At 67.5% G+C, this 19,628-nt stretch carries 16 protein-coding genes; 13 read left to right on the top strand and 3 right to left on the bottom strand.

Annotated elements, in window-relative coordinates:
- The first annotated feature begins 147 nt into the window (after nucleotides 1-147).
- The 3 genes from IPK27_07575 to IPK27_07565 are packed head-to-tail and all read left to right on the top strand — an operon-like array spanning nucleotide 148 to nucleotide 2,302.
- Nucleotides 148-1,101: an alpha/beta fold hydrolase gene (locus tag IPK27_07575; GenBank protein MBK8067480.1), complete on the top strand. Its 954-nt coding sequence runs from the start codon at nucleotides 148-150 to the stop codon at nucleotides 1,099-1,101.
- Complete coding sequence (locus IPK27_07570; GenBank protein MBK8067479.1) at nucleotides 1,098-1,568, top strand: peroxiredoxin; 471 nt, start codon at nucleotides 1,098-1,100, stop codon at nucleotides 1,566-1,568. The genes IPK27_07575 and IPK27_07570 overlap by 4 nt, the downstream gene beginning before the upstream one ends.
- Nucleotides 1,565-2,302 carry a hypothetical protein gene (locus tag IPK27_07565; protein MBK8067478.1) on the top strand — a complete coding sequence of 246 codons (738 nt, stop codon included), beginning with the start codon at nucleotides 1,565-1,567 and terminating at the stop codon, nucleotides 2,300-2,302. Before IPK27_07570 ends, IPK27_07565 begins: the two co-directional genes overlap by 4 nt.
- On the opposite strand, the gene IPK27_07560 is transcribed toward IPK27_07565, so the two are convergent.
- The gene (locus tag IPK27_07560; protein ID MBK8067477.1) at nucleotides 2,275-2,553 is read right to left on the bottom strand and encodes a polyhydroxyalkanoic acid system family protein; all 279 of its coding nucleotides are present in this window, start codon (nucleotides 2,551-2,553) and stop codon (nucleotides 2,275-2,277) included. The genes IPK27_07565 and IPK27_07560 overlap by 28 nt on opposite strands.
- Before the next feature lie 72 nt (nucleotides 2,554-2,625).
- Between IPK27_07560 and IPK27_07555 the strand changes: the two genes are divergently transcribed.
- From IPK27_07555 to IPK27_07540, 4 genes are read left to right on the top strand one after another with little or no spacing between them, the layout of a single operon-like run.
- Entirely contained in the window at nucleotides 2,626-3,327 is a 702-nt protein-coding gene (locus tag IPK27_07555; GenBank protein MBK8067476.1) for a hypothetical protein, read from the top strand.
- Complete coding sequence (locus tag IPK27_07550; GenBank protein MBK8067475.1) at nucleotides 3,317-6,091, top strand: protein kinase; 2,775 nt, start codon at nucleotides 3,317-3,319, stop codon at nucleotides 6,089-6,091. The genes IPK27_07555 and IPK27_07550 overlap by 11 nt, the downstream gene beginning before the upstream one ends.
- A 12-nt stretch (nucleotides 6,092-6,103) precedes the next feature.
- Nucleotides 6,104-7,186: a hypothetical protein gene (locus IPK27_07545; GenBank protein MBK8067474.1), complete on the top strand. Its 1,083-nt coding sequence runs from the start codon at nucleotides 6,104-6,106 to the stop codon at nucleotides 7,184-7,186.
- A 42-nt stretch (nucleotides 7,187-7,228) separates the two neighbouring features.
- Nucleotides 7,229-8,080, top strand: a complete 852-nt coding sequence (locus tag IPK27_07540; protein ID MBK8067473.1) for an FHA domain-containing protein — start codon at nucleotides 7,229-7,231, stop codon at nucleotides 8,078-8,080.
- 220 nt (nucleotides 8,081-8,300) lie between these two features.
- On the opposite strand, the gene IPK27_07535 is transcribed toward IPK27_07540, so the two are convergent.
- Nucleotides 8,301-8,798 (bottom strand): diguanylate cyclase, encoded by a 498-nt coding sequence (locus IPK27_07535; protein ID MBK8067472.1) that lies wholly within the window; start codon nucleotides 8,796-8,798, stop codon nucleotides 8,301-8,303.
- Nucleotides 8,799-8,951: 153 nt separating this feature from the next.
- Between IPK27_07535 and IPK27_07530 the strand changes: the two genes are divergently transcribed.
- Together IPK27_07530 and IPK27_07525 are read left to right on the top strand one after the other, a co-directional pair.
- Nucleotides 8,952-10,112 carry an AAA family ATPase gene (locus IPK27_07530; GenBank protein ID MBK8067471.1) on the top strand — a complete coding sequence of 387 codons (1,161 nt, stop codon included), beginning with the start codon at nucleotides 8,952-8,954 and terminating at the stop codon, nucleotides 10,110-10,112.
- Nucleotides 10,113-10,592: 480 nt separating this feature from the next.
- Nucleotides 10,593-12,170 carry a VCBS repeat-containing protein gene (locus IPK27_07525; protein ID MBK8067470.1) on the top strand — a complete coding sequence of 526 codons (1,578 nt, stop codon included), beginning with the start codon at nucleotides 10,593-10,595 and terminating at the stop codon, nucleotides 12,168-12,170.
- Between the two features lie 17 nt (nucleotides 12,171-12,187).
- Here IPK27_07525 and IPK27_07520 read toward each other — a convergent pair whose 3' ends face one another.
- Complete coding sequence (locus tag IPK27_07520) at nucleotides 12,188-12,685, bottom strand: Spy/CpxP family protein refolding chaperone (protein MBK8067469.1); 498 nt, start codon at nucleotides 12,683-12,685, stop codon at nucleotides 12,188-12,190.
- A gap of 127 nt (nucleotides 12,686-12,812) precedes the next feature.
- On the opposite strand from IPK27_07520, the gene IPK27_07515 reads away from it, so the two are divergent.
- The 4 genes from IPK27_07515 to IPK27_07500 all read left to right on the top strand — a co-directional run bounded on the left by IPK27_07515 (nucleotide 12,813) and on the right by IPK27_07500 (nucleotide 19,616).
- On the top strand, nucleotides 12,813-14,519 hold the full coding sequence (locus tag IPK27_07515; protein MBK8067468.1) for an NAD-dependent malic enzyme: 1,707 nt from the start codon (nucleotides 12,813-12,815) through the stop codon (nucleotides 14,517-14,519).
- Between the two features lie 112 nt (nucleotides 14,520-14,631).
- Nucleotides 14,632-15,984 carry a hypothetical protein gene (locus IPK27_07510; protein ID MBK8067467.1) on the top strand — a complete coding sequence of 451 codons (1,353 nt, stop codon included), beginning with the start codon at nucleotides 14,632-14,634 and terminating at the stop codon, nucleotides 15,982-15,984.
- Between the two features lie 146 nt (nucleotides 15,985-16,130).
- Nucleotides 16,131-18,668, top strand: coding sequence for a serine/threonine protein kinase (locus IPK27_07505; GenBank protein MBK8067466.1), 2,538 nt, complete (start codon nucleotides 16,131-16,133; stop codon nucleotides 18,666-18,668).
- A 42-nt stretch (nucleotides 18,669-18,710) separates the two neighbouring features.
- A complete protein-coding gene (locus IPK27_07500; protein ID MBK8067465.1) occupies nucleotides 18,711-19,616 on the top strand; it encodes a diguanylate cyclase in 906 nt (301 codons plus the stop codon).
- Nucleotides 19,617-19,628 lie beyond the last annotated feature (12 nt).

Raw genomic sequence — 19,628 nt, 5'->3', positions numbered from 1 at the left:
AGTCGGCAGCAGTTTGAGGCGCGGCTCGGCTGGCGCGCTTGTTTACCTTCGGCCGCCTGGCGCTCGCGCGCGGGATGGATTCTGGGGTGAAACCTCAGCCGGGCTCACCCAGACTGTGGCCCCAGCGTGTACCTCCAAGCCGACCCCATGCCTGATTCCCTGCCAGCGCCCTCAGCCCGCCCGCAACTGCGCCGCTGGCTGCGGTTCCTCCTCTTGCTGCAGGTGCTCGGGCTGGGTGCCGCTACCCTGCTGCTGCATCGTCGTGGCGTGGCGCCGGGTGCCGCTGCCGCCTGGGTCCTCGGCAGCTGGGCGACGGTGCTTTGGCTGTGTGCGGCCGGCGGATTCGCGGTCAAGTGGCTGCATGGCGACTGGCCGGCCCCCGCGCGCGGCACACCGCGGCGCGCACTGGCCACGTTGATCGCGGAAAGCGCGTGGATGCTGCGGCTGTTCCTGTGGGACATGCCCTGGCGTGCGCCCCCGATCTGCCTCGCCGTCGGCGACCAGCGCCCACCGGTGCTGCTGGTCCATGGCTTCCTCTGCAATGGCGCCGTGTGGCATCCGCTGGCGCGCGAACTGGATCGCGCCGGCATGCGCTACGCAGCGGTGAGCCTGCAACCCAGTTACCGCAGTTTCCGGCAACAGCTCGACGACCTCGGCACCGCCGTTGCATGGCTGCGCGACCGGACCGGGCAGGGTCGGGTGCTGCTGGTCGGGCACAGCATGGGCGGCCTGCTGGTGCGCGCCTACGCCGGTCGCAACCCGGAGTTCGTGGCCGGCGCGATCATGGTGGCCGCACCGCATCACGGCACCGCGCTCGGCGACCTGATCCACGGCATCGAGGGTGGCCCGCCGTCGCCGCGCGCCAGCTGGCTGCAGGATTTCAACCAGCGCAGCGATGAACGACTGCCGGTGCCGGCCTTGAATCTGTGGAGTGGCGACGACAACATCGTGGTACCGGCGGCCAGTTCCGCCCTGCGGGGTGTTGCCGAGCGACGCACCGATGGCTACGGGCACATGGCATTGATCGCCGCACTGCAGGCCCGCGCAGGGCTCTCCGCGGCGATCGTCGAACTTCTGAAGCGAATGGAGCAGGCAGCATGAGTGCAGTGGGAGACAAGGCGCCCGATTTCGAGCTGGAGGCCGACAACGGCAGCCGCTTCAAGCTTTCCGACCAGCGCGGGCGGCGCGTGCTGCTGGTGTTCTATCCGGGCGACAACACGCCGGTGTGCACCGCGCAGCTGTGCGAGTACCGCGACGGCTTCGACGACTACCGCGAGCTCGGGGTGGATGTGGTCGGCATCAGCCGCGACGACGGCGACAGCCACCGCCAGTTCAAGCAGCGCCGCATGCTGCCGTTCAAGCTGCTCAGCGATCCGGACCTCAGCGCCGCCAAGCGCTATGGCGCCGCCGGGATGCTGGGCATGAAACGTGCGGTGTTCCTGGTCGACGAGGATGGCGTGATCCGCTACGCCCATGTCGAATCCGTGGCGCTGTTCCGGCGCAAGCACGAGGAACTCGTCGAGGCGATCCGCAAGCTCGGTGCGCCGCGCAAGGCCACCGCCGAATGAGTGCAGTCGGCGATCGCCTGCGTGCCTTGCTGGGGCGGCTGCAGCAGCAGCACCGCAAGCAGCAGGCCGATGCCGAGGTGGCCGCGCGGCTGGCCGCGCTGCGCGCCTGGCAGGCGCGCCGGCTCGCATCGACCTACGCCGACATCCACGAGGTGGAACCGTTTGCCGCGGCCTGCGAGTTCTTCCTGACCGATCTCTACGGCGAGGGTGACTTCGCCGATCGCGACCGCGCCGTCGAACGCGTGGTGCCGATCATGATGCGGCTGCTGCCTGAGGGCGTGCTCGCCAGCCTGGCGCGCACCATCGAGCTGAATGCCTTGAGCCAGCAGCTGGACTATGCGATGGCAGCGGCCTTGCCGGCGCATTGCACCCGCGCCGACGCGATCAGCGACGTCGACTACGCTGCGGCTTACGCATTGTCGGCCGATCGCCAGGCACGCCGACGCCAGCTCGCGCTGTTGCTCGTCCTCGGGCGCGAACTCGACCGACTGGTGCGCAAGCCGATGCTGTCGGAGCTGCTGCACATGTGCCGCTGGCCGGCGAGACTCGCGGGCCTCGGAGCGCTGCAGAGCTTTCTCGAGCGTGGCTTCGATGCCTTCGGCAAGCTCGGCGGGGCCGGCATTTTCCTCGGCACCATCCTCGCGCGCGAGCTGGCCTTCATGCGGGCGCTGGCGCGGGTGCTGGACGGCGCCTCGGAACTTCGGCTTCAGGAACCGAATTCCTGGTCCAGGTAGCGGCTGATTTCCTGCTCGATCGCGCTCTTGATCGGCAGCAGCAACCAGCTGATGTCTGCATGCACGGAAACCGAGTCGACGGTCACGGCGATCTCGCCCTCGACGCCCGAGCGCGAGAATTCCAGCGTGTTGCGGTTCCACTCCGCCTCGATCTCGAAGCGCTCGCGGATGTGCTTGGCCACCTTGTCGACGGCCTTCTTGGCCTTGGCAACGCCGAGGGCGTGCTTGCGATGCATGCGAATGGTGGCCAAGACGAGCGCTTCCTTCCCCGGTGGACGTCACTGTTGATTATGATCAAAGCCTGGTAACGAGGGGAGCCGTCCGTGCGCAATTGCCTGGTCCTGTGCCTGCTCGTCTGGATGGGTGCGGTCTGCGCCCAGGCGCCCGCCCCGAGCACGGCGGGCGTGCCCGTCAACAAAGTCATCCGCGGTCAGCTCAGCCTGACCAGCGGCGGCCGCCCCCTGCGCAGCGACGAGGCGGTTGACGCCGTCGTGTATTTCCGCCCGGCCACGCCGGTACCGGTGGTGGTGCCGCCGCAGCCGCTGGTGATCGCCACCGAACGCAAGACCTTCGTGCCGCGCGTGTTGCCAGTGCCGGTGGGCGCCAGCGTGCGCTTCCCGAACAAGGATCCGATCCTGCACAACGTGTTCTCGACGGCGAAAGAAGCCCCCTTCGACCTCGGTCTGTATGGCCGCAGCGACGGCGAAAGTTACCGCTTCGAGCAGCCCGGTGTGATCCGCGTCTACTGCAATGTGCACCACGCGATGGTCGCGCACGTGCTGGTCATGGACACTCCGTTCTATACCAAGCCGGATGCCCAGGGGCGTTTCCGGCTGGCCAACGTGCCATCAGGCCCAGGCGAGCTGTTCGTCTGGCACGAACGCGCGCAGCTATGGCGCGAGGCGCTGACGTTGGATGCCGATGCCGAGGTCAAAGTGGCGCTCGAACTCAGCCGCCGGCGGGTGCCGCCGCATCTGAACAAGGCCGGACAACCGTACCGCAGGACGCGCCCAGATGAGTACTGACCGCATGGCATTCCGACTTCCGCTTGGTGTCCGCATTTTCCTCGCCACTGCCGTGCTGGTCGCCGTGGCGGTCGCGTTGGCGGCCTTCTTCTCCCTCAAACAGGGCCGCAAGGCAGGCGCAGACGCCGTCGAGCAGAGCTTGGCGGCGGCGAATGCCGCGCAGGCGCGCCTGGAGGCCCTGTCCTTCGAAAAACTCGACATCATCGCGCAGACGATCACCAACGATGCCGATTTCGTGCGCTACGTCGAGCAGGCGACCAATGGCGGCGAAGGCCTGGGCGAGGGCGCCGCGCCGCTGCCGGATGGGTCTCCCGCGGCGTCGGATGCGGCGGTGGACCCCGCAGCCGCGGCCCCGGCGGCCCCTGAGCTGCCACAGGCCGACACCGCGTCGGTCAAGGACCTGATCGCGCAGCAGTGTGAGACCTATGGTATCGAGTTCGGCATGGTGCTCGATGCCGAAGGCCGGGTGGTCGCACGCACCGACGAGCGCGAGGCCTTCGAAGAAGATTTCGCCGGCGATCCGATGTTCGGTCCGGTGATCGAATCGGGCTCCGGGGTCACGGGTTACTGGCGTGACGGAGTGACCTTGTACCAGGTGTCGGCGCGGCCGATGGTTCTGCAGGGCGACCTGCTGGCCGGATTTCTCGTGGTCGGTACGCCGGTGAACGCGGAAATCGTCAAGCAGGTGCGCAAGGTCAGCGGTGGCGACGTCGCTTACTGGATGTTGGACGGCAAGGAACTGCGCCTGGTCGCGACCTCGGTGGACGAGGATTCCTCCAGCCTGCTCAAGGAATCCATCGGCAAGATCGAGGACAAGGTCAAGGAGCAGCTGGCGAAGGGCGAGGATCTCAAGCGGGTCGACCTCGCACTCGGCGGACGCCAGCTCGCGGCTGCGCTGGCGCCGTTGTTCGGGCAGCCTGGAGATGCCGTCGGCGGCGTGCTGACGATGACCTCGGTCGACGCCGCGATGGCCCCGTTCAAGTCGATCCAGAATTCGGTGCTGCTCGGCGGCCTGGTCGCTCTGGTGCTGGCGCTGGCGGTGTCCTGGTGGCTGGCGCGGCGCGTGCTGCGTCCGGTGGCGGAACTGACCGAGGCCGCCGAGCAGGCTGCGGGCGGCAACTACCACCAGCAGCTCAGCATCGAGGGCAACGACGAGGTCGGCCGGCTCGGCCGCGCCTTCGACTCGCTGCTCAGCGATCTGCGCGAGCAGAAGGACATCGAAGGTTACGTCGGCCATCTGACGCGCTTTCTGCCGGACCCGGGGTCCGAGGCGCCGACCACTGTCTCGCGCCCCACGCCCAAGCCCGCCACGCGCCGCGAATGCGCATTGCTTGGCCTGGAACTGCGGCGGTTCCTGCGGGCGCCGCCGAAGGGCGAGGAGGCGATCACGCTCACCGCATTGGGCCAACTGATCGAGGAGGCGCAGGCGCGCGCGCAGGCAGCCGGCGGCGAACTGCTCGAACAGGAGGGCCCGCGGCTGCTGTTTGGCTTCGGCGGTGAGGCCGCCGAGCTGCGTGCGCTGGCCACCGTGAATGCCTGGTGGGATGGCCGGGTGGGCGCGCCGGACAACGGTGCCGCAGCGGCGATGACCGTCGGCGAGATCGTGCACGGGTCGCTCCCAGCGCGGCCGGAAGCCAATGCCACCATCGGCCTGCCGGTGCTGCAGGTGGAGCGCCTGCTCGCGGAGACGCCAGTCGGCCAGTTGCTGCTGTCGCCGGTACTCGGCGAGAGGCTGAAGCAGCTGGGCCAGGGCGGTGTGCTCAAGGTGGCCACCGGTCAGAGCAGCGGCAAGCGCTTCCTCGCCGTCGACAAGCCCGGCTTGGTGACGGTTGCGCATGCCGCGCCCGGCATGGCGCAATCGACCGTGCTGGTGGATTCCGGCGCCACCCAGACGCCGGAAGCAGCCGCGCGCACATCGGGCGAACACGCCTCGACGCGCCTGGCGCTCGGCATGCGCTTCGCCGGGCGCTACGAGATCCTCGCGATCCTCGGCGCCGGCGGCATGGGCATGGTCTACAAGGCGCGCGACACCGACCTGTCGGACGTGGTCGCGCTGAAGATGCTGCGCCCGGGCATGGTGGTTGACGCCGAGCAGCTCGACCGGCTGAAGGTCGAACTCAAGCTGGCGCGCAAGATCACCCATCCGAATGTGCTGCGCACCTACGATTTCGGCGACTTTCAGGGGGTGCCGTACATCTCGATGGAATATGTGCGCGGCGTGACCCTGCGCTATTTGCTGCAGCAGGCCGGCAAGCTGCCGTTCTCGGCCGCGCTGCGCATCGCGCGCCAGCTGTGCATGGGCCTGGACGCGGCGCACCAGATGGGCGTGATTCACCGCGACATCAAGCCCGAGAACCTGATCATCGAGCAGAGCGGCAACGCCAAGCTGATGGACTTCGGCATCGCGCGCCCGGCGGGCCGCAACGATGGCGGCCACACCCAGCCCGGGACTTTCCTCGGCACGCCTAACTACGCCTCGCCCGAGCAGCTGTCGGGCATGGACCTGGACCAGCGCTCGGACATCTATTCGACCGGCGTGATGCTGTGCGAGATGTTCTGCGGCAAGCTGCCGTTCACTGGCGGCAACACGATGGAACTCTACGTGGCGCACCTGCAGCAGCCGCCGATCAAGCCGTCCACGCTGTGGCCAGACATCCCGCGCGCGCTGGAGCAGGTGATCCTGAAGTGCCTGGAGAAGAAGCCGGACGATCGCTATGCATCGGCCGCCGAACTGCTGGTGGCCTTGTCGGGTTTGCGCGCCTGAAAGGAGGTATCCATGAACGCGGTAGCAACATGGCGGATGTCGGCACTGCTGGTGGCCCTGTACGGAGCCCCGATCGCGGCACAGGAAGTCACCGATGACGATGAGGCCGGCCGGGTGCTCGACTGGCACGCCGACCTGCGCCTGCGCGGCGAGCGCACCGCGGACATCCCGGCGCGCGCGGATGACATCGAGCGCGGGCGCGCATCGCTGCGTGCCGGCGCCAGCTACGCCAACGGCAGTGGTTGGGAGCTCGGCGGCACGCTCAAGCTCGCCGCCGGCAGCGACGACAACGACGACAACCGGCGCAACAACGACAACGAGGAATCCAACGGTGCGTCCGTGGACGAGCTCTACGCCGCCTACAACTTCAGTGACACCGGCCGCTTCCAGCTCGGCAAGGCGCGCATGCCGCTGGCGCTGTCGCCGTTGTTGTGGGATCGCGACCTGCGTCCGGTGGGTGCCAGCGTAGATTTCGTGCGCCCTGCGCGCGACTTCGATGCCTGGCATTTCACCGCCGGTTATTTCGCAGGCGACCACCTGTACGGCGACGAGTCGCGGATCGCAGCGCTGCAGATCGGCTACGGCTGGATGGAAGGCGCCGAGAGCGGATTCTCGACCTTCCTCAGCTATCTCGATTTCGACGATCTGGAAGTGCTTGCGCGCGAAGGGCTGGGCCGCACGAATCGGCGTGCCGCGGGCCTGCTGGTCAGCGATTACGAGCTGCTCGACCTGCAGTTCATCGGCCGCACCCAGGCCTTCGAGGCGCCGCTGGTGGCGCGCCTCGACCTGGTGCGCAACCTCGGTGCAGACGATCTGCGCGATGGCGCGCGATTCAGCCTGGTCTGGGGTGATGCCGATGATCTCGGTGGCTGGGAACTCGGTTATTCGATCCAGCGCGCGCAGCGCGACGCGGTGCTCGCTGCCTTCGCCGAGGATGACTGGTGGTTCCATACCTTCGCGCGCGGCTACATGCCCTGGGTGGCCTATGGCTTCGGGCCGCATCTGACGCTGCAGGCCACCGCCTTCCTCGAACGCCGCGATGGCATCGACGAGTACACCGATCGCTACCTGCTCGACCTGCGTTCACGCTGGTAGTCTTGCGCGCACCAACCACCGCAGAGTGACCATCCCGGCACGATGAAAATCAGCTTCCCCGGCGGCGAAAGACAGGACTTCCTGGCGGGGGATGGCGTGCTGCGCGTGGGTTCCGGGGCCGACAACGACATCGTCCTGCCGGCCGCCAAACAGGTCCAGCCGCGTCATCTGGAGCTGCAACTGGAACCGCGCCGCGGCCTCACGCTGAGCGTCAGCGATCCGAGTGCGGTGGTCCACGTCAATGGTCGTCCGGTGCGTGAGAAAGCGATCCTGCGCCTCGGCGACATGGTCGGCGTGGGCAGCGTGCGCATGGTGATCCGGCCGGACCAGGATCGCACCGAGAAACCGCCCAAGCCCGCCAGCGAAAACGAAACCCGCCAACGCCACACGCCGCCGCGCGTGATCCTGCGCGGCGTCTCCGGCAGCCATTTCGGCAAGGTCATCCCGCTGCGCGCGAAGACCGTCATTGGCCGCGGCAGCGACTGCGACATCGTGCTCAACGAATCCGAGATGAGCCGCCGCCACGCGCTGATCGAGAACACGCCCGAAGGACTGTTCCTGCGCGACCTCGGCTCCGCCAACGGCACCTTCGTCAACGGCACCTCGGTGCGCGACACCGTGCTCAGGCCGGGCGATCAACTGGCCTTCGACCAGAACCGCTTCCTGATCGAAGCGCCGGGTTACCTGGTACAGATGCCGGGCGACGAGGTTCCGGTTCACACCGGCGTGATCACCCAGGTCCAGCGCCCGCTGGTCCTGCCGCAGGCCCCACACGCGGCTCAGGCCAGCGAGCCGGAGAACACCGCGGTGGACTGGATCATCATGAGTGCCGCCGTGGTGACTCTGTTGGCGCTCGCGGTGCTGGTGTGGATGGAGTTCGGGCGCGGCGGGTGAGGGCGAGGAGCAGGGAAGAGCGGGGCAAGGGTCGGGGGGCAGGGGACCTGACGCGGGGCTATTCCCAGCACCGAGGTGACTTGCCGAATGCGGAAATCAAGTCGCGGGTCAAGCACCACGTTGAAATCAGATGAGCCAGGGGCTCATTCCCCTGCCCCCTGACCCTTGCCCCGCTTCTGTCGCAAGCTGACCCCGGCGCGCCGCTCCCGCTCTTCGCTCCTCAGCCCGAAATCCCCGCGTCGATCAGCTTGCGTCCGCCCTCGCGACTGGCGCGCCGCATGGCCTTGCTGGCACGCCACAGCAGGCGCTCGGCGTCCAGCTCGTGCCCGCTTCCGGTGGCGATGCCGATGCTCGCGCTGCAGGACTTGCGCTCGCCAGCGAGCTCGAATGGCTGCTCGAGCAGGTCGAGCACTCGGTGCGCCAGGCGGTGCGCCGCGTAAGGTCCATCCATGTATTCGGCAACGATCAGCCAGGTATGCGGATCGGTCTGGGCGATGAAGTCGCTGCGGCGCGCGCACTGGCGCAGGCGGCGATCGATTTCGCTGCAGGCCTGCACATCGCGCGTGGGCTGGATGTCGAGGCTGAGCACCGCCAGCATGCTTGACTGATTGCGCGCCCGGCTGATGGCGCTGCCGAGGAACCCGCGCAGGTCCGGATGATCGGCAAGCGAGGGCGCGATTTCGGCCAGGCTGATGGCGGTGCTGGTCAGATCGAACACGGAAGCCGGGATCCCTTCGATTCTTCGACGGCGGCGGAGCATAACAGCGCGCACAGCCGCGGCAGTCACCGTCAGTCGCGCGCTTCCATTCGATAGCCATGTTAGCTTCGTGACGGCCGGTGACCTTGATGCCTGCCACGTTTTCGCACTTCGATGCTGACCACGCTCGCAATCGCCAACTACCGTTCGCTACGCGACCTGACGCTGCCGCTGCAGCCGCTGACGGTGATCGCCGGCGCCAACGGCTGCGGCAAATCCAATCTCTATCGCGCGCTGCGACTGCTGGCGGAGACCGCGCAGGGTGGCGTGGTCGGCGCGATCGCGCGCGAGGGCGGTGTTGCATCCGCCTTCTGGGCCGGACCCGAACGTTTCAGCCGTGGCATGCGCGAGGGCAGCGAGCTGGTGCAGGGTGGCCCGCGCCAGCAGCGCGCGCGGCTGATGCTGGGCTTCGCCGACGGTGAGTTCGGCTACGCCATCGACCTAGGCCTGCCGCCCGCGGGGCGTAGTGTGTTCGGGCTGGACCCGGAGATCAAACTCGAATGCCTGTGGGCCGGGTCGGTATTGCGTCCTGCCGGTGTGCTGGTCGAGCGCCGTGCGCAGTTGCTGAAGAGCCGCGCCGGGCGCGAATGGCGGGTGCTCGATGCGTACCTGCCAGCGGACGAGAGCATGCTCGCGCGCGCGGTCGATCCGCAGGCGGCGCCGGAGTTGCTGGCGCTGCGCGAGCGCGTGCGCCGCTGGCGCTTCTACGATCATTTCCGCACCGACATGGATGCTCCGGCGCGCCAGGCGCGCATCGGCACGCGGACGCCGGCGCTGGCGCACGATGGCAGCGATCTCGCCGCGGCGCTCGCCACCATTCGCGAGATCGGCGACGCCGCCGCGCTGGCCGCGGCCATCGACGATGCCTTCCCCGGCGCCGAACTCGCGATCGAATCCCACGACGGGCGCTTCGGCCTGGCGCTGACACAGCCGGGATTGCTGCGGCCACTGTCGGTGGCCGAATGGTCCGACGGCACGCTGCGCTACGTGCTCTGGGTGGCGGCACTGCTGACCCCGCGGCCGCCGCCGTTGGTGGTGCTCAACGAGCCGGAAACCAGCCTGCACCCCGATTTGCTGCCCGCGCTCGGCCGCCTGATCGCCGACGCCGCCACGCGCACCCAGGTCTGGGTCATCACCCACAGCCAGCGCCTGATCGCCGCCCTCGAACGCGCCAGTGGCTGCGCCACGCTGCTGCTCGAAAAGCAACTCGGCGAGACCCGCCTCGCCGGCCAGGACCTGCTCGACATCCCCGCTTGGCGCTGGCCCGAACGCTGACCATCCATCGCCACCCGTGGATCGGGCGGGTTCAACGCGAAGACGCGGACGTGCCATGGAAGGCCCGATTCAACACGGAGACGCAGAGAACGCAGAGGAACGCGGAGGAAAAGCGAGAAAGGCAGAGACAGCGGAGTCTGGGCGGGACGCGCGGGGAGGTAGCGCGCCTTGGCGGCGATGGGTTCTTGCGTCGTGAAGGGTGCAAGGACACCGGTATTCTTCGGACAAGAAATCAGCCGGACGCCTGCTGCGCCCGGAAATCTCCGCATCCCTTGCGCGTCGCTGTCGCGTGGGCCGTCGTCCTTCCCGTTACCGATCTCCCTGCTTTCCTCTGCTTCTCTCAGCTTTTCCTCCGCGTTCCTCTGCGTTCTCCGCGTCTCCGCGTTGAACAGGGCCCATTGCAGAGCGGAAGCGTGCGAGGCGTCCCGTCGCGCAATCCTGCGTCGTGCGATAGTGGCGTGGTCTAACCGGAGTCCGACGATGCGCCGGCTGGTCCTTGTCTCGTTCATCATCGCGGGCCCGGCGCAGGCGCAGTTCGCGCCGCCGGTGCTCGAATTCGCTTATGGCGGCTGCAGCCCGTCGGCCTGCCAGACCGGCTGGTACAGCGGTCCGGCGGTGGCGGATATCGATGCCGATGGTACCCAGGACATCGTCTGGGGCAGTTACGACGTGGTCGCGCTGACGCCGGCCGGCGCCCTGAAATGGCGCGGCAGCAATGGTCAGCGCGTGTGGCCGGCGATCGCGGTGGCGGATTTCGACAGCGTATCGCCTGGCCTGGAGAGCGCGGTCGGCCGCGGTGGCAACCAGTTGACGCTGTACAGCGCCAGCGGCGGCGTGCTGTGGACACGCAATCCCTTCGCCAACGGCGAGGTGCGCAGCCTGGCCGCTCACGATATCGACGGCAATGGCGACCTGGAAATCATCGTCGGGCGCGCCTCCAGCGGCGGCACGCTGCAGGTCAGCGTCTACGAGCACGACGGCAGCGTGCGTCCCGGCTGGCCCGCGCGACGCACCGGCGAGCCAGGTACTGGCGCCGGGATGTACAACGAGAATCTGGCCATCGGCGACCTCGATGGCGACGGCGCGGCCGAGATCTACGCGCCCACCGACACCCACTACATCACCGCCCTGCATCCGAATGGCGACCAGTTGCTCGCGAGCACGCTGTACGGGCTGTCTGGCGGCTTGCCGAAGACCTGGGCGCAGGTCGGCGTGCATGTGGACCAGGCGGCCGATTTGCGCGGCTTCGCCAACTGCGGCAGCGAGCACCGGCCGAACTTTGCCAATGCGGCGCCGGCCATCGCCGATCTGGACGCCAACGGAAGCCTCGAACTGATCGTCCCGGGCGACGTCTACAACTGCGCCGTGGGTGATCCGGCAGGCGATCTCTACTACCTGCCGTGGATCCTCAAACGCGACCGCACGCGCTGGAGCAATGCCAGCGTGGACTGGACCACGATCCCGCCGCCCGGCGCGAGTGGCGCGGCCACCATTCAGGGCCAGTTCGCAACCATCGAGGACGCGGTGGTCAACGCGGTGCCGGCGGACCTCGATGGCGACGGCCAGCGCGAGATCCTGTTCCAGAGCTACGACGCCAAGCTGCACGCCTGGTGGCTGGACAAGACCGAGAAACACAGCTGGCCGTACACCATCCCGGGCAGCGGTTTCCGCTTCGGCGCCGAGCCGGCAGTTGCCGACCTCAACGGCGATGGTCTCGCCGAAGTGATCTTCACCACCTGGCCGCAGAAGGGCGGCAATGCCGTCGGCAAGCTCATCATTCTGAGCTACCAGGGCACGCTGCTGACTTCCGTCGACTTGCCCGCGCCGCGCGGTGGCAACTGGAACGGTGGACTGGCGGCGCCCACCCTGGCGCAGCTGGATGGCGACGCCGACTGGGAGGCGGTAATCGGCACCAGCCAGTCAGGTGTAGTGGTCTACGAGCTGCAGGGCTCGGTCAACACGGCGATCCGCTGGGGCACCTCGCGCGGCAATCCGCTGCGCAACGGGCAGCCGCCGGCCGCAGTCGCCAGTACTCTGTTTCGCAACGGCTTCGAGTGAGTGCGCCGGCACTGCGGTCAGTCGAACAGGCGCTCGTCGCGAGAACTTCCTGCCATCTGCCGCCGTTCCTGAACGTAGGCGTCGAATAGCGCCATCTGCTCAGGCCGCAACAACGCCGCAATCTGCCGATCCTGTGTTTCGCGCATGGCTTTGAGCTGCTCGCGCATGTCAGCGGTCACCGCGGTCAGACGCTGGATCTCGCTGCTGTCGCCGGCGAGCCGGACGCGGCGCAGCGCACGCGATTCGCGGTTGTACTCCTGGCGCAGCGCGGCGAAGTCACGGCGATAGCTGGCTTCGATGCTCGCCAGTCGGCGTGCCTGGTCCGCGTCCAGAGCCAGGCGGGAATCCAGAGGTGCGTCGGCCCAAGCGGGCGCGGCCAAGGCAAGGCTCAGCAAGAGAAGTCCGAAAAGGTGTGTGCGCATGGTCGGTCTCGATTGCGCGGCGGATTGCCGCACCAGTCGACTACGCAGGATCGGGCGCGGAACGACATTTCGTGCGAGCTGCAGATCGCGCATGCGTCACAACGCCATTCGCGGCATGATCGACGCCCAACGCGTCGCCCGGCGCGCGCCTGCCTTCGGGCCAGGCACTGGCGGCAGCAACGGTCATCCGGTTCCAAGAACCACCTGGTGGAGATGCGTCATGACCCAGCAATCCTCGACTCAAGCGCTCGATCCGATCGAAACCAGCCTTTCCGGCATCGACCTGATCAACCAGCCGCTGCTGAACAAGGGCACCGCGTTCACCGAGGCAGAGCGCGATGCCTTCCGCCTGCACGGGGTGTTGCCGCCGAACATCGGTACCCTGGAGGAGCAGGTGACGCGGCGGCTGAAGGTGCTGCGCAGCTTCGCCACCAACTTCGAGCGCTACGCCTTCCTGCGTGATCTGCAGGACGCCAACGAGACCTTGTTCTACGCGCTGCTGGTCAACAACATCGAGGAGTTGCTGCCGCTGGTGTACACGCCCACAGTGGGCGAGGGCTGCCAGCGTTTCAGCGAGATCTGGCGCAAGCCGCGCGGGCTGTTCCTGAGCTATCCCAACCGCCACCGCATCCGCGAGATCCTGGCCGACCCGCGCCTGGACAAGGTGCGCGTGATCGTGGTCAGCGATGGTGAGCGCATCCTGGGCCTCGGCGATCAGGGCGCCGGCGGCATGGGCATCTCGATCGGCAAGCTGTCGCTGTACACCGCCTGCGCCGGTATCCATCCCGAGGCCACACTGCCGATCATGCTCGATTGCGGGACCAACAACCAGGATCGGCTGGACAACCCGCTGTACGTCGGCTGGCGCCACAAGCGCATCAGCGGGCCGGACTATGACGCCTTCGTCGAGGAATTCGTCAGCGCGGTGGCCGAGCGCTGGCCGAACATCCTGCTGCAATGGGAGGACTTTGCCGGAAGCAACGCCGGACGCCTGCTCGAGCGCTACCGCGACCGCTTGTGCACCTTCAACGACGACATCCAGGGTACTGCCTCGGTCGCCTTCGGCACCCTGATGGCGGCGATCAATGTCACCGGCGTGCCGTTGACCGAGCAGCGCATCGCAATCGTCGGCGCGGGCGCCGCCGGCACCGGTATCGCCGGCCTGCTGGTCAAGGCGATGATCGAGGCGGGCTTGAGCGATGCGCAGGCGCGCGCGCGCTTCTTCGTGCTCGACAGCAAGGGCCTGGTCGCGCATGGCTTGCGTGAGGTGCAGGGCGAGCGCGCGCTGTACGCGCAATCGCACGCATCGGTGGCCGGCTGGAAGCTCGAGAACCCGGCCGAGATCACCCTGCTCGACGTGATGCACAACGCGAAGCCGACCACCCTGATCGGCGTTTCGGGCCAGGCTGGCGCCTTTACCGAGGCCGCGGTGCGCGCGATGGCCAGTTACGTCGAGCGCCCGATCATCTTCCCGCTGTCCAATCCTACTTCGCGCACCGAGGCCACGCCGACGGATGTGGTGGAATGGACCGATGGCCGCGCGTTGATCGGCACCGGCAGCCCGTTTGCGCCGGTGCCGTGGAAGGGCCGGATGCTGCCGGTCAATCAGACCAACAACTCGTACATCTTCCCGGGCGTCGGCCTGGCGGTGCTCGCCGTCAACGCGCGCCGGGTCACCGACAGCATGTTCATGGCGGCCGGCAAGGCGCTCGCAGCGCTGTCGCCGGCGCTCACCGATCCGGACGCGCGCATGCTGCCGCCGGTCGATCAGTTGCGCGCCGTGTCGATCCAGGTCGCGCTGGCCACTGCACGCCAGGCGCAAATCGACGGCGTGGCCGACCACTGCGAAGAATCCGAACTGTTGCCGCGGATCCGGGCCCAGGTGTGGCAGCCGGTGTATCGCCCGTACCGGCGGCGTGGGTCCTGATCGTCCACGCCAGGCCATGCGAGTTGTACACGGGCGTGCGCGTGATAATGTCTTGCCGTCAGCCATCGGGGGAGCCATGAGCAGAATCATCCTGGCGATATGCCGTCGCAGCATGGGCGCGACACTCGGCTGCCTTGCACTTGCTTCAGCGGCGCATGCCCAATGGCTGAATCCACCGACCGGAGCTTCGGTCAAGCAGGCTACGGGAACGCCGGGACTGCTGTTCTGCAACGGCTACGAACTCCTCCCGGGTTGTGCGGCAGGCATCGGCAGCGGCGATCCACTCGTGCTCCTGGAGCAACTCTCGCCGGCGTCGGGCAATGGGGTGTCTACGCAATTCCGTGGTGGCTGGCCCCTGATCTTCCGCGCCTCGGTCAAGGGCGAGGAAATGCTTGGCATCGGGCGCATGGATGGTAATCAGTGGTTCGAGCGGTTGAACTACCAGTTTCCGGAGATCGGCCAGGGCGGCGCGATTGTGTTCGCTGATGCGGACAATCTGTGGTCGTATTCAGTGCCTCCACCGGGTTCGCCGCGCGACGAGCGGGTTCTGCCCTTCTATCCCGATTCCGGTGACATCACTCGCTATGCGGACGATGTCGCCGCCGGCCCGCTCAGTCATGACCCCGCGCTGCGGTTCGCATTGCGGCCTGAGTTCGGCGGTCCGCTGCCGCAGTTCGGGTTCGATCTGGGCGAACTGTCGACCACCCCACAGATCGTCTTTGCAGACGGTGTCCAGTTCGGCGCGGACGATGATTTCCCGGGTCTGGTGATTCTGTCGAATGTCGGTGTCGGCATCGTCATGACACCGTTGGCCCAGGGCTGGAATCCGGTGGTCCCACGCCAGGCGCGCAACCTCGCCGGTTTTGTCACCTCGGTCGGTTACGAACTCGATGATGCCTCCGACCGCACCAGCATCACCGCGGTGATGATGGTGCCGCGCTTCCTGTTCTCGCATTTGCAGCTGATCGATGTCTGCGTCGGCGCGGTCACTTTCGATGGTAACGGCGATCCGGTCTCCTGTGCCGAGGGTGCGGTCCAGCGTCTGGATGGTGGACCCATCACGCCGGCGGCGGTGAACGACTTGTCGGAAGTGGAACTGCGGGCTTTTGTCGTCGATCCGGTCTGGAGCGCGGCACTGGGGCGGCTGGAAACACTGGATGTCGTCACCGACATGAATGCCGACGGCCGCCTGACCTCGACCGACGCCGAGTTGATGGGCTGGCGGGTGCTCTCCAACGAGGTGGTATACGAGTTCCGTCAGATCGGCACCTTCCTGACCTTTCGCAGGCAGCAGTACTCGCCGCTCCACTTCTGCCAGTCGCCGACCCGGCCGGATGCCCCGCCGCCGGCGCTGAGGGCAGGCGCCTCCTTCGATTTCGACATCGACGGCAACGGCTACTCGGTCTTCGATTTTTCCGTCGTTTGCCCGCCCGGCGGCAGCGGCGTGACGCGTCCGCCGCGCTGACCGGCGGCCCGACATCGCGCATGCAGGGCAAGTCGCCACCGGCTTCCAAAAGTCAGGACACGGTGCCGTCAGGGCCGTTCGAACTGCCTGTCAGGGCGCGCGCAACCGCGGATGCCGCGCCAGACCAGGCGACCGACCCGTCGCCCATGGAGACCAGCGTCAATCTCGATGCAGGTCCGGACGATCCCACCGCCAAAGTTCAAGGCGTGCGCCGGGACGAGGAATACCCGGCCATACGCCATCCGGAGCGCATCGGGCCCTTCCGCGTGCTGCGCATGCTCGGCGAGGGCGGCATGGGCGCGGTCTACCTCGGCGAGCAGGAAGTGCCGGTGCAGCGCCAGGTGGCGCTCAAGGTGGTGCATGCAAGCCTGCGCAGCCCGAACGCGTTGGCGCGTTTCGCCGCCGAGCGCCAGGCGCTGGCGCGGCTGTCGCACCCGAACGTCGCGCAGCTGTACGAGGCGGGCACCACGCCGGATGGGTTCCCTTATTTTGCGATGGAGTTCATGCCGGGCGACACGCTGGGCGAGTACTGCCGGCGCAAGCGCCTGGGCATTCGTGAGCGGGTGGCCTTGTTCGTGCAGGTTTGCCAGGGGGTGCAGCACGCCCACCAGAAGGGGCTGATCCACCGCGATCTCAAGCCCAACAACCTGCTGGTGGGTGAGATCGGCGGCCAGGTGGTGCCCAAGGTGATCGATTTCGGCATCGCCAAGGCGCTCGACGATCCACTGACCGAGAGCGGCGAGTTGACCGGCGCAGCCGCGATCGGCACGCCGTCGTACATGAGCCCGGAGGCCTTCGCAGCGCAACCCGACCTCGACACCCGGACCGATGTCTATTCGCTCGGCATCGTGCTCTACGAACTGCTGGCGGGCGTGCGCCCGAACGATCTCTCCGGCATGGCGCTGATCCGTGCGAATGCCGCTGGCGAGCGCCCGGAGCCGCCGCGCATGACCCAGCGCGTGCTCGCGCTGGATGAGGACCTGGGCAACGACATCGCCGAGGTGCGCGGACTGACGCGCGCGCAACTGGCGCAGCAGTTGCGCGACGACCTGGACTGGATCGTCGGCCGCGCCATCGCCGAGGACCGCAACCACCGCTATCCCACGGTGGCCGACCTCGCTGCCGACCTCAACCGCTATCTCAACAACCAGGCGGTGGAGGCGCGCCCGCCGAGCGTGCGCTATCGCGTCGGCAAGTTCGTGCGCCGGCACCGGGTGAGCGTGATCGCGGCCTCCCTGGTACTGCTGGCGCTGGTGCTGGGTATCGTCGGTACCACCGTCGGCATGCTGCGCGCTGCGCGCGAGGCCGAAGCCGCGCGTCAGGTGTCTGGATTCCTTACCCGATTGTTCGAAGTGTCCGATCCGGGCACCGGGCGCGGTGCCACCGTGACCGCGCGCGAACTGCTCGATCAGGGCGCCGCGCGCATCCGCGACGAACTCAAGGACCAACCGATCGTGCAGGCACAGTTGCTGCGGACGATGGGTGAGGTTTACCAGAATCTGGGCTTGTACGCGCAGGCCGAACCGCTCGAGCAGGCAGCGCTCTCGCTGCGCCGGGAAGCCTTTGGCGCCACGCACCCGGACGTCGGCCGCAGCCTGCTCGCGCTCGGTACCGTCTACAGCGATCTCGGACGCTACAGCGAGGCCAGGGATCTGCAGCAACAGGCGCTGGGACTGTTGCAGCGCGAACTGGGAGACGTGGATGCAGATGTCGCTGAAGCCCAGACCCAACTGGGGCTGACCCGTTTCCTGCTCGGAGACGCCGTTGAAGCGGAACGATTGCACCGGGCGGCGCTGGGTACACGCGAGGCCTTGTTTGGCAGCAACAGCGCCGAGGTTGCTTCGAGCCTCTCGCATATCGGGTATCTGCTGAACAACCGCAAGCGCTACGCCGAGGCAGAACCTCCGCTGCAGCGTGCGCTGGCGATCCGCAAGGCAGTCCTCGGCGACGATCACTACCTGGTATCGGACAGCCAGGACTTTCTCGGCGACCTTTACGGCAACATGGGCCGTTGGGATGAGGCGGTGCCGCTCTACCTGGAGAGCCTGGCCGTCAAGCGCAAGGTCTATCCCCCGGACCATCCACTGATCGCCGAGAGCCAGTTCTCGCTGGGCAAGGCCTATGCCGCGCAGGGCAAGCCCGCCGAGGCCCGGGCCGCGCTTGATGCAGGAATTGCGCAGATCGAACGTACGCTGGGCTCCACGCACATCAGCCTCAGCCGCGGGCTGCAGGAGCTGGGCATGCTGCATGGCCTGCAAGGCCAGTGGGGCGAGGCCGAAGAAGCATTCACCCGGCTGGTCAAGGTCTACGAGGCAGCCGTGGGGCCGAAGCACGCCTGGGTGGGTGAAGCGCTGAACAACCTCGGCTGGGTACTCAGCGACGGCCTGCACGACTACGCCCGGGCCGAGACTGTGCTGCGCCGCGCGTTGGAGATCTTCCCGCTGGAGCCCGATCCCGGCTATTCGGCCGCGCTGGCGCGCTGGAGCCTGGCCAACTGCCTGCGCGATGCCGGGCGCCCGGTTGACGCCGAGACCTACTACGCCCAGGCTGTCGTCATCATGGACGGCAAGGACGGGCCGCACCCGCAACTGGCCGATCTGCTGCGCGACTATGCTCGCGCCCTGCGCGCATCCGGGCGCGATGAGCAGGCTGCGCAACTGGAAGCGCGGCTACCGGCGCCCTGAGCCACGACCATCCATGGCCCCGTCCAGTCCGACAAGATCGACATGAGCAACGACCAGACCACCTACACGCTTCCGACCAACGCTCAGTGGATCGATGAGGGCCATTACACCGCCTGCCTGGTGGTGATTCGCGGCGCGGGCACCGGCAACAAGATCCTGCTGAACCGCGATACGCTGGTGATCGGACGCGCCGACGATGCCGATCTGCAACTGCCCAAGGCCGGCGTTTCGCGGCGCCATGCGATCGTCGAAAGGGTGGGCGAACAGGCGTTCCGGATCAAGGATCTCGGCAGCACCAACGGCACCTACATCAACGCTGCGCGCGTCGACGAGGCAACCCTCAAGGACCAGGACGTCATCGCGATTGGCGAAACGCGGCTCAAGTTCCTCTCCGCCGACAGCCCCGAGCAGCCCTATTACGAAGCGCTCTACAGTCAGGCGCAACTGGACAAGGCGCTGCAGGTCTACAACAAGCACTACTTCCTGACCCGGCTCGACGAAGAACTGCGGCGCCACCGCGTCATCGGCGCGCCGCTCAGCCTGGTTATGCTGGATGTCGACCACTTCAAGCGGCTCAACGACACCTATGGCCACCTGGTGGGCGACGCCGCGCTGGTCCACCTGGTGGCCTTGGTCAAGGGCCGCATCCGCGACAGCGATGTGTTCTGTCGCTACGGTGGCGAGGAGTTCGCGCTGATCCTGCCGCAGACACCCACCCAGCAGGCGCTCGAAGTGGCCGAACAATTGCGCGCGCTGGTCGCGAATGCGCCGCTGCAGCACGCCGACAAGGTGATCAACATGACCATCAGCCTGGGCATCAGCGACGCGGCCGACCTCGCCACCGTGCCGGAAGCGATGATTCAGCGCGCCGACCGGGCGCTCTATCACGCCAAACGCACCGGGCGGAACAAGGCGGCCTGTCATGAGCCGGGAATGGACGCGGATTGAACGTGCGGCCCG

The sequence above is a fragment of the Rhodanobacteraceae bacterium genome, from assembly GCA_016713135.1.
Lineage (GTDB): Bacteria > Pseudomonadota > Gammaproteobacteria > Xanthomonadales > SZUA-5 > JADKFD01.
The sequence above is the reverse complement of the archived record's forward strand: the minus strand, read 5'-3'. Positions and strand labels throughout refer to the sequence as shown.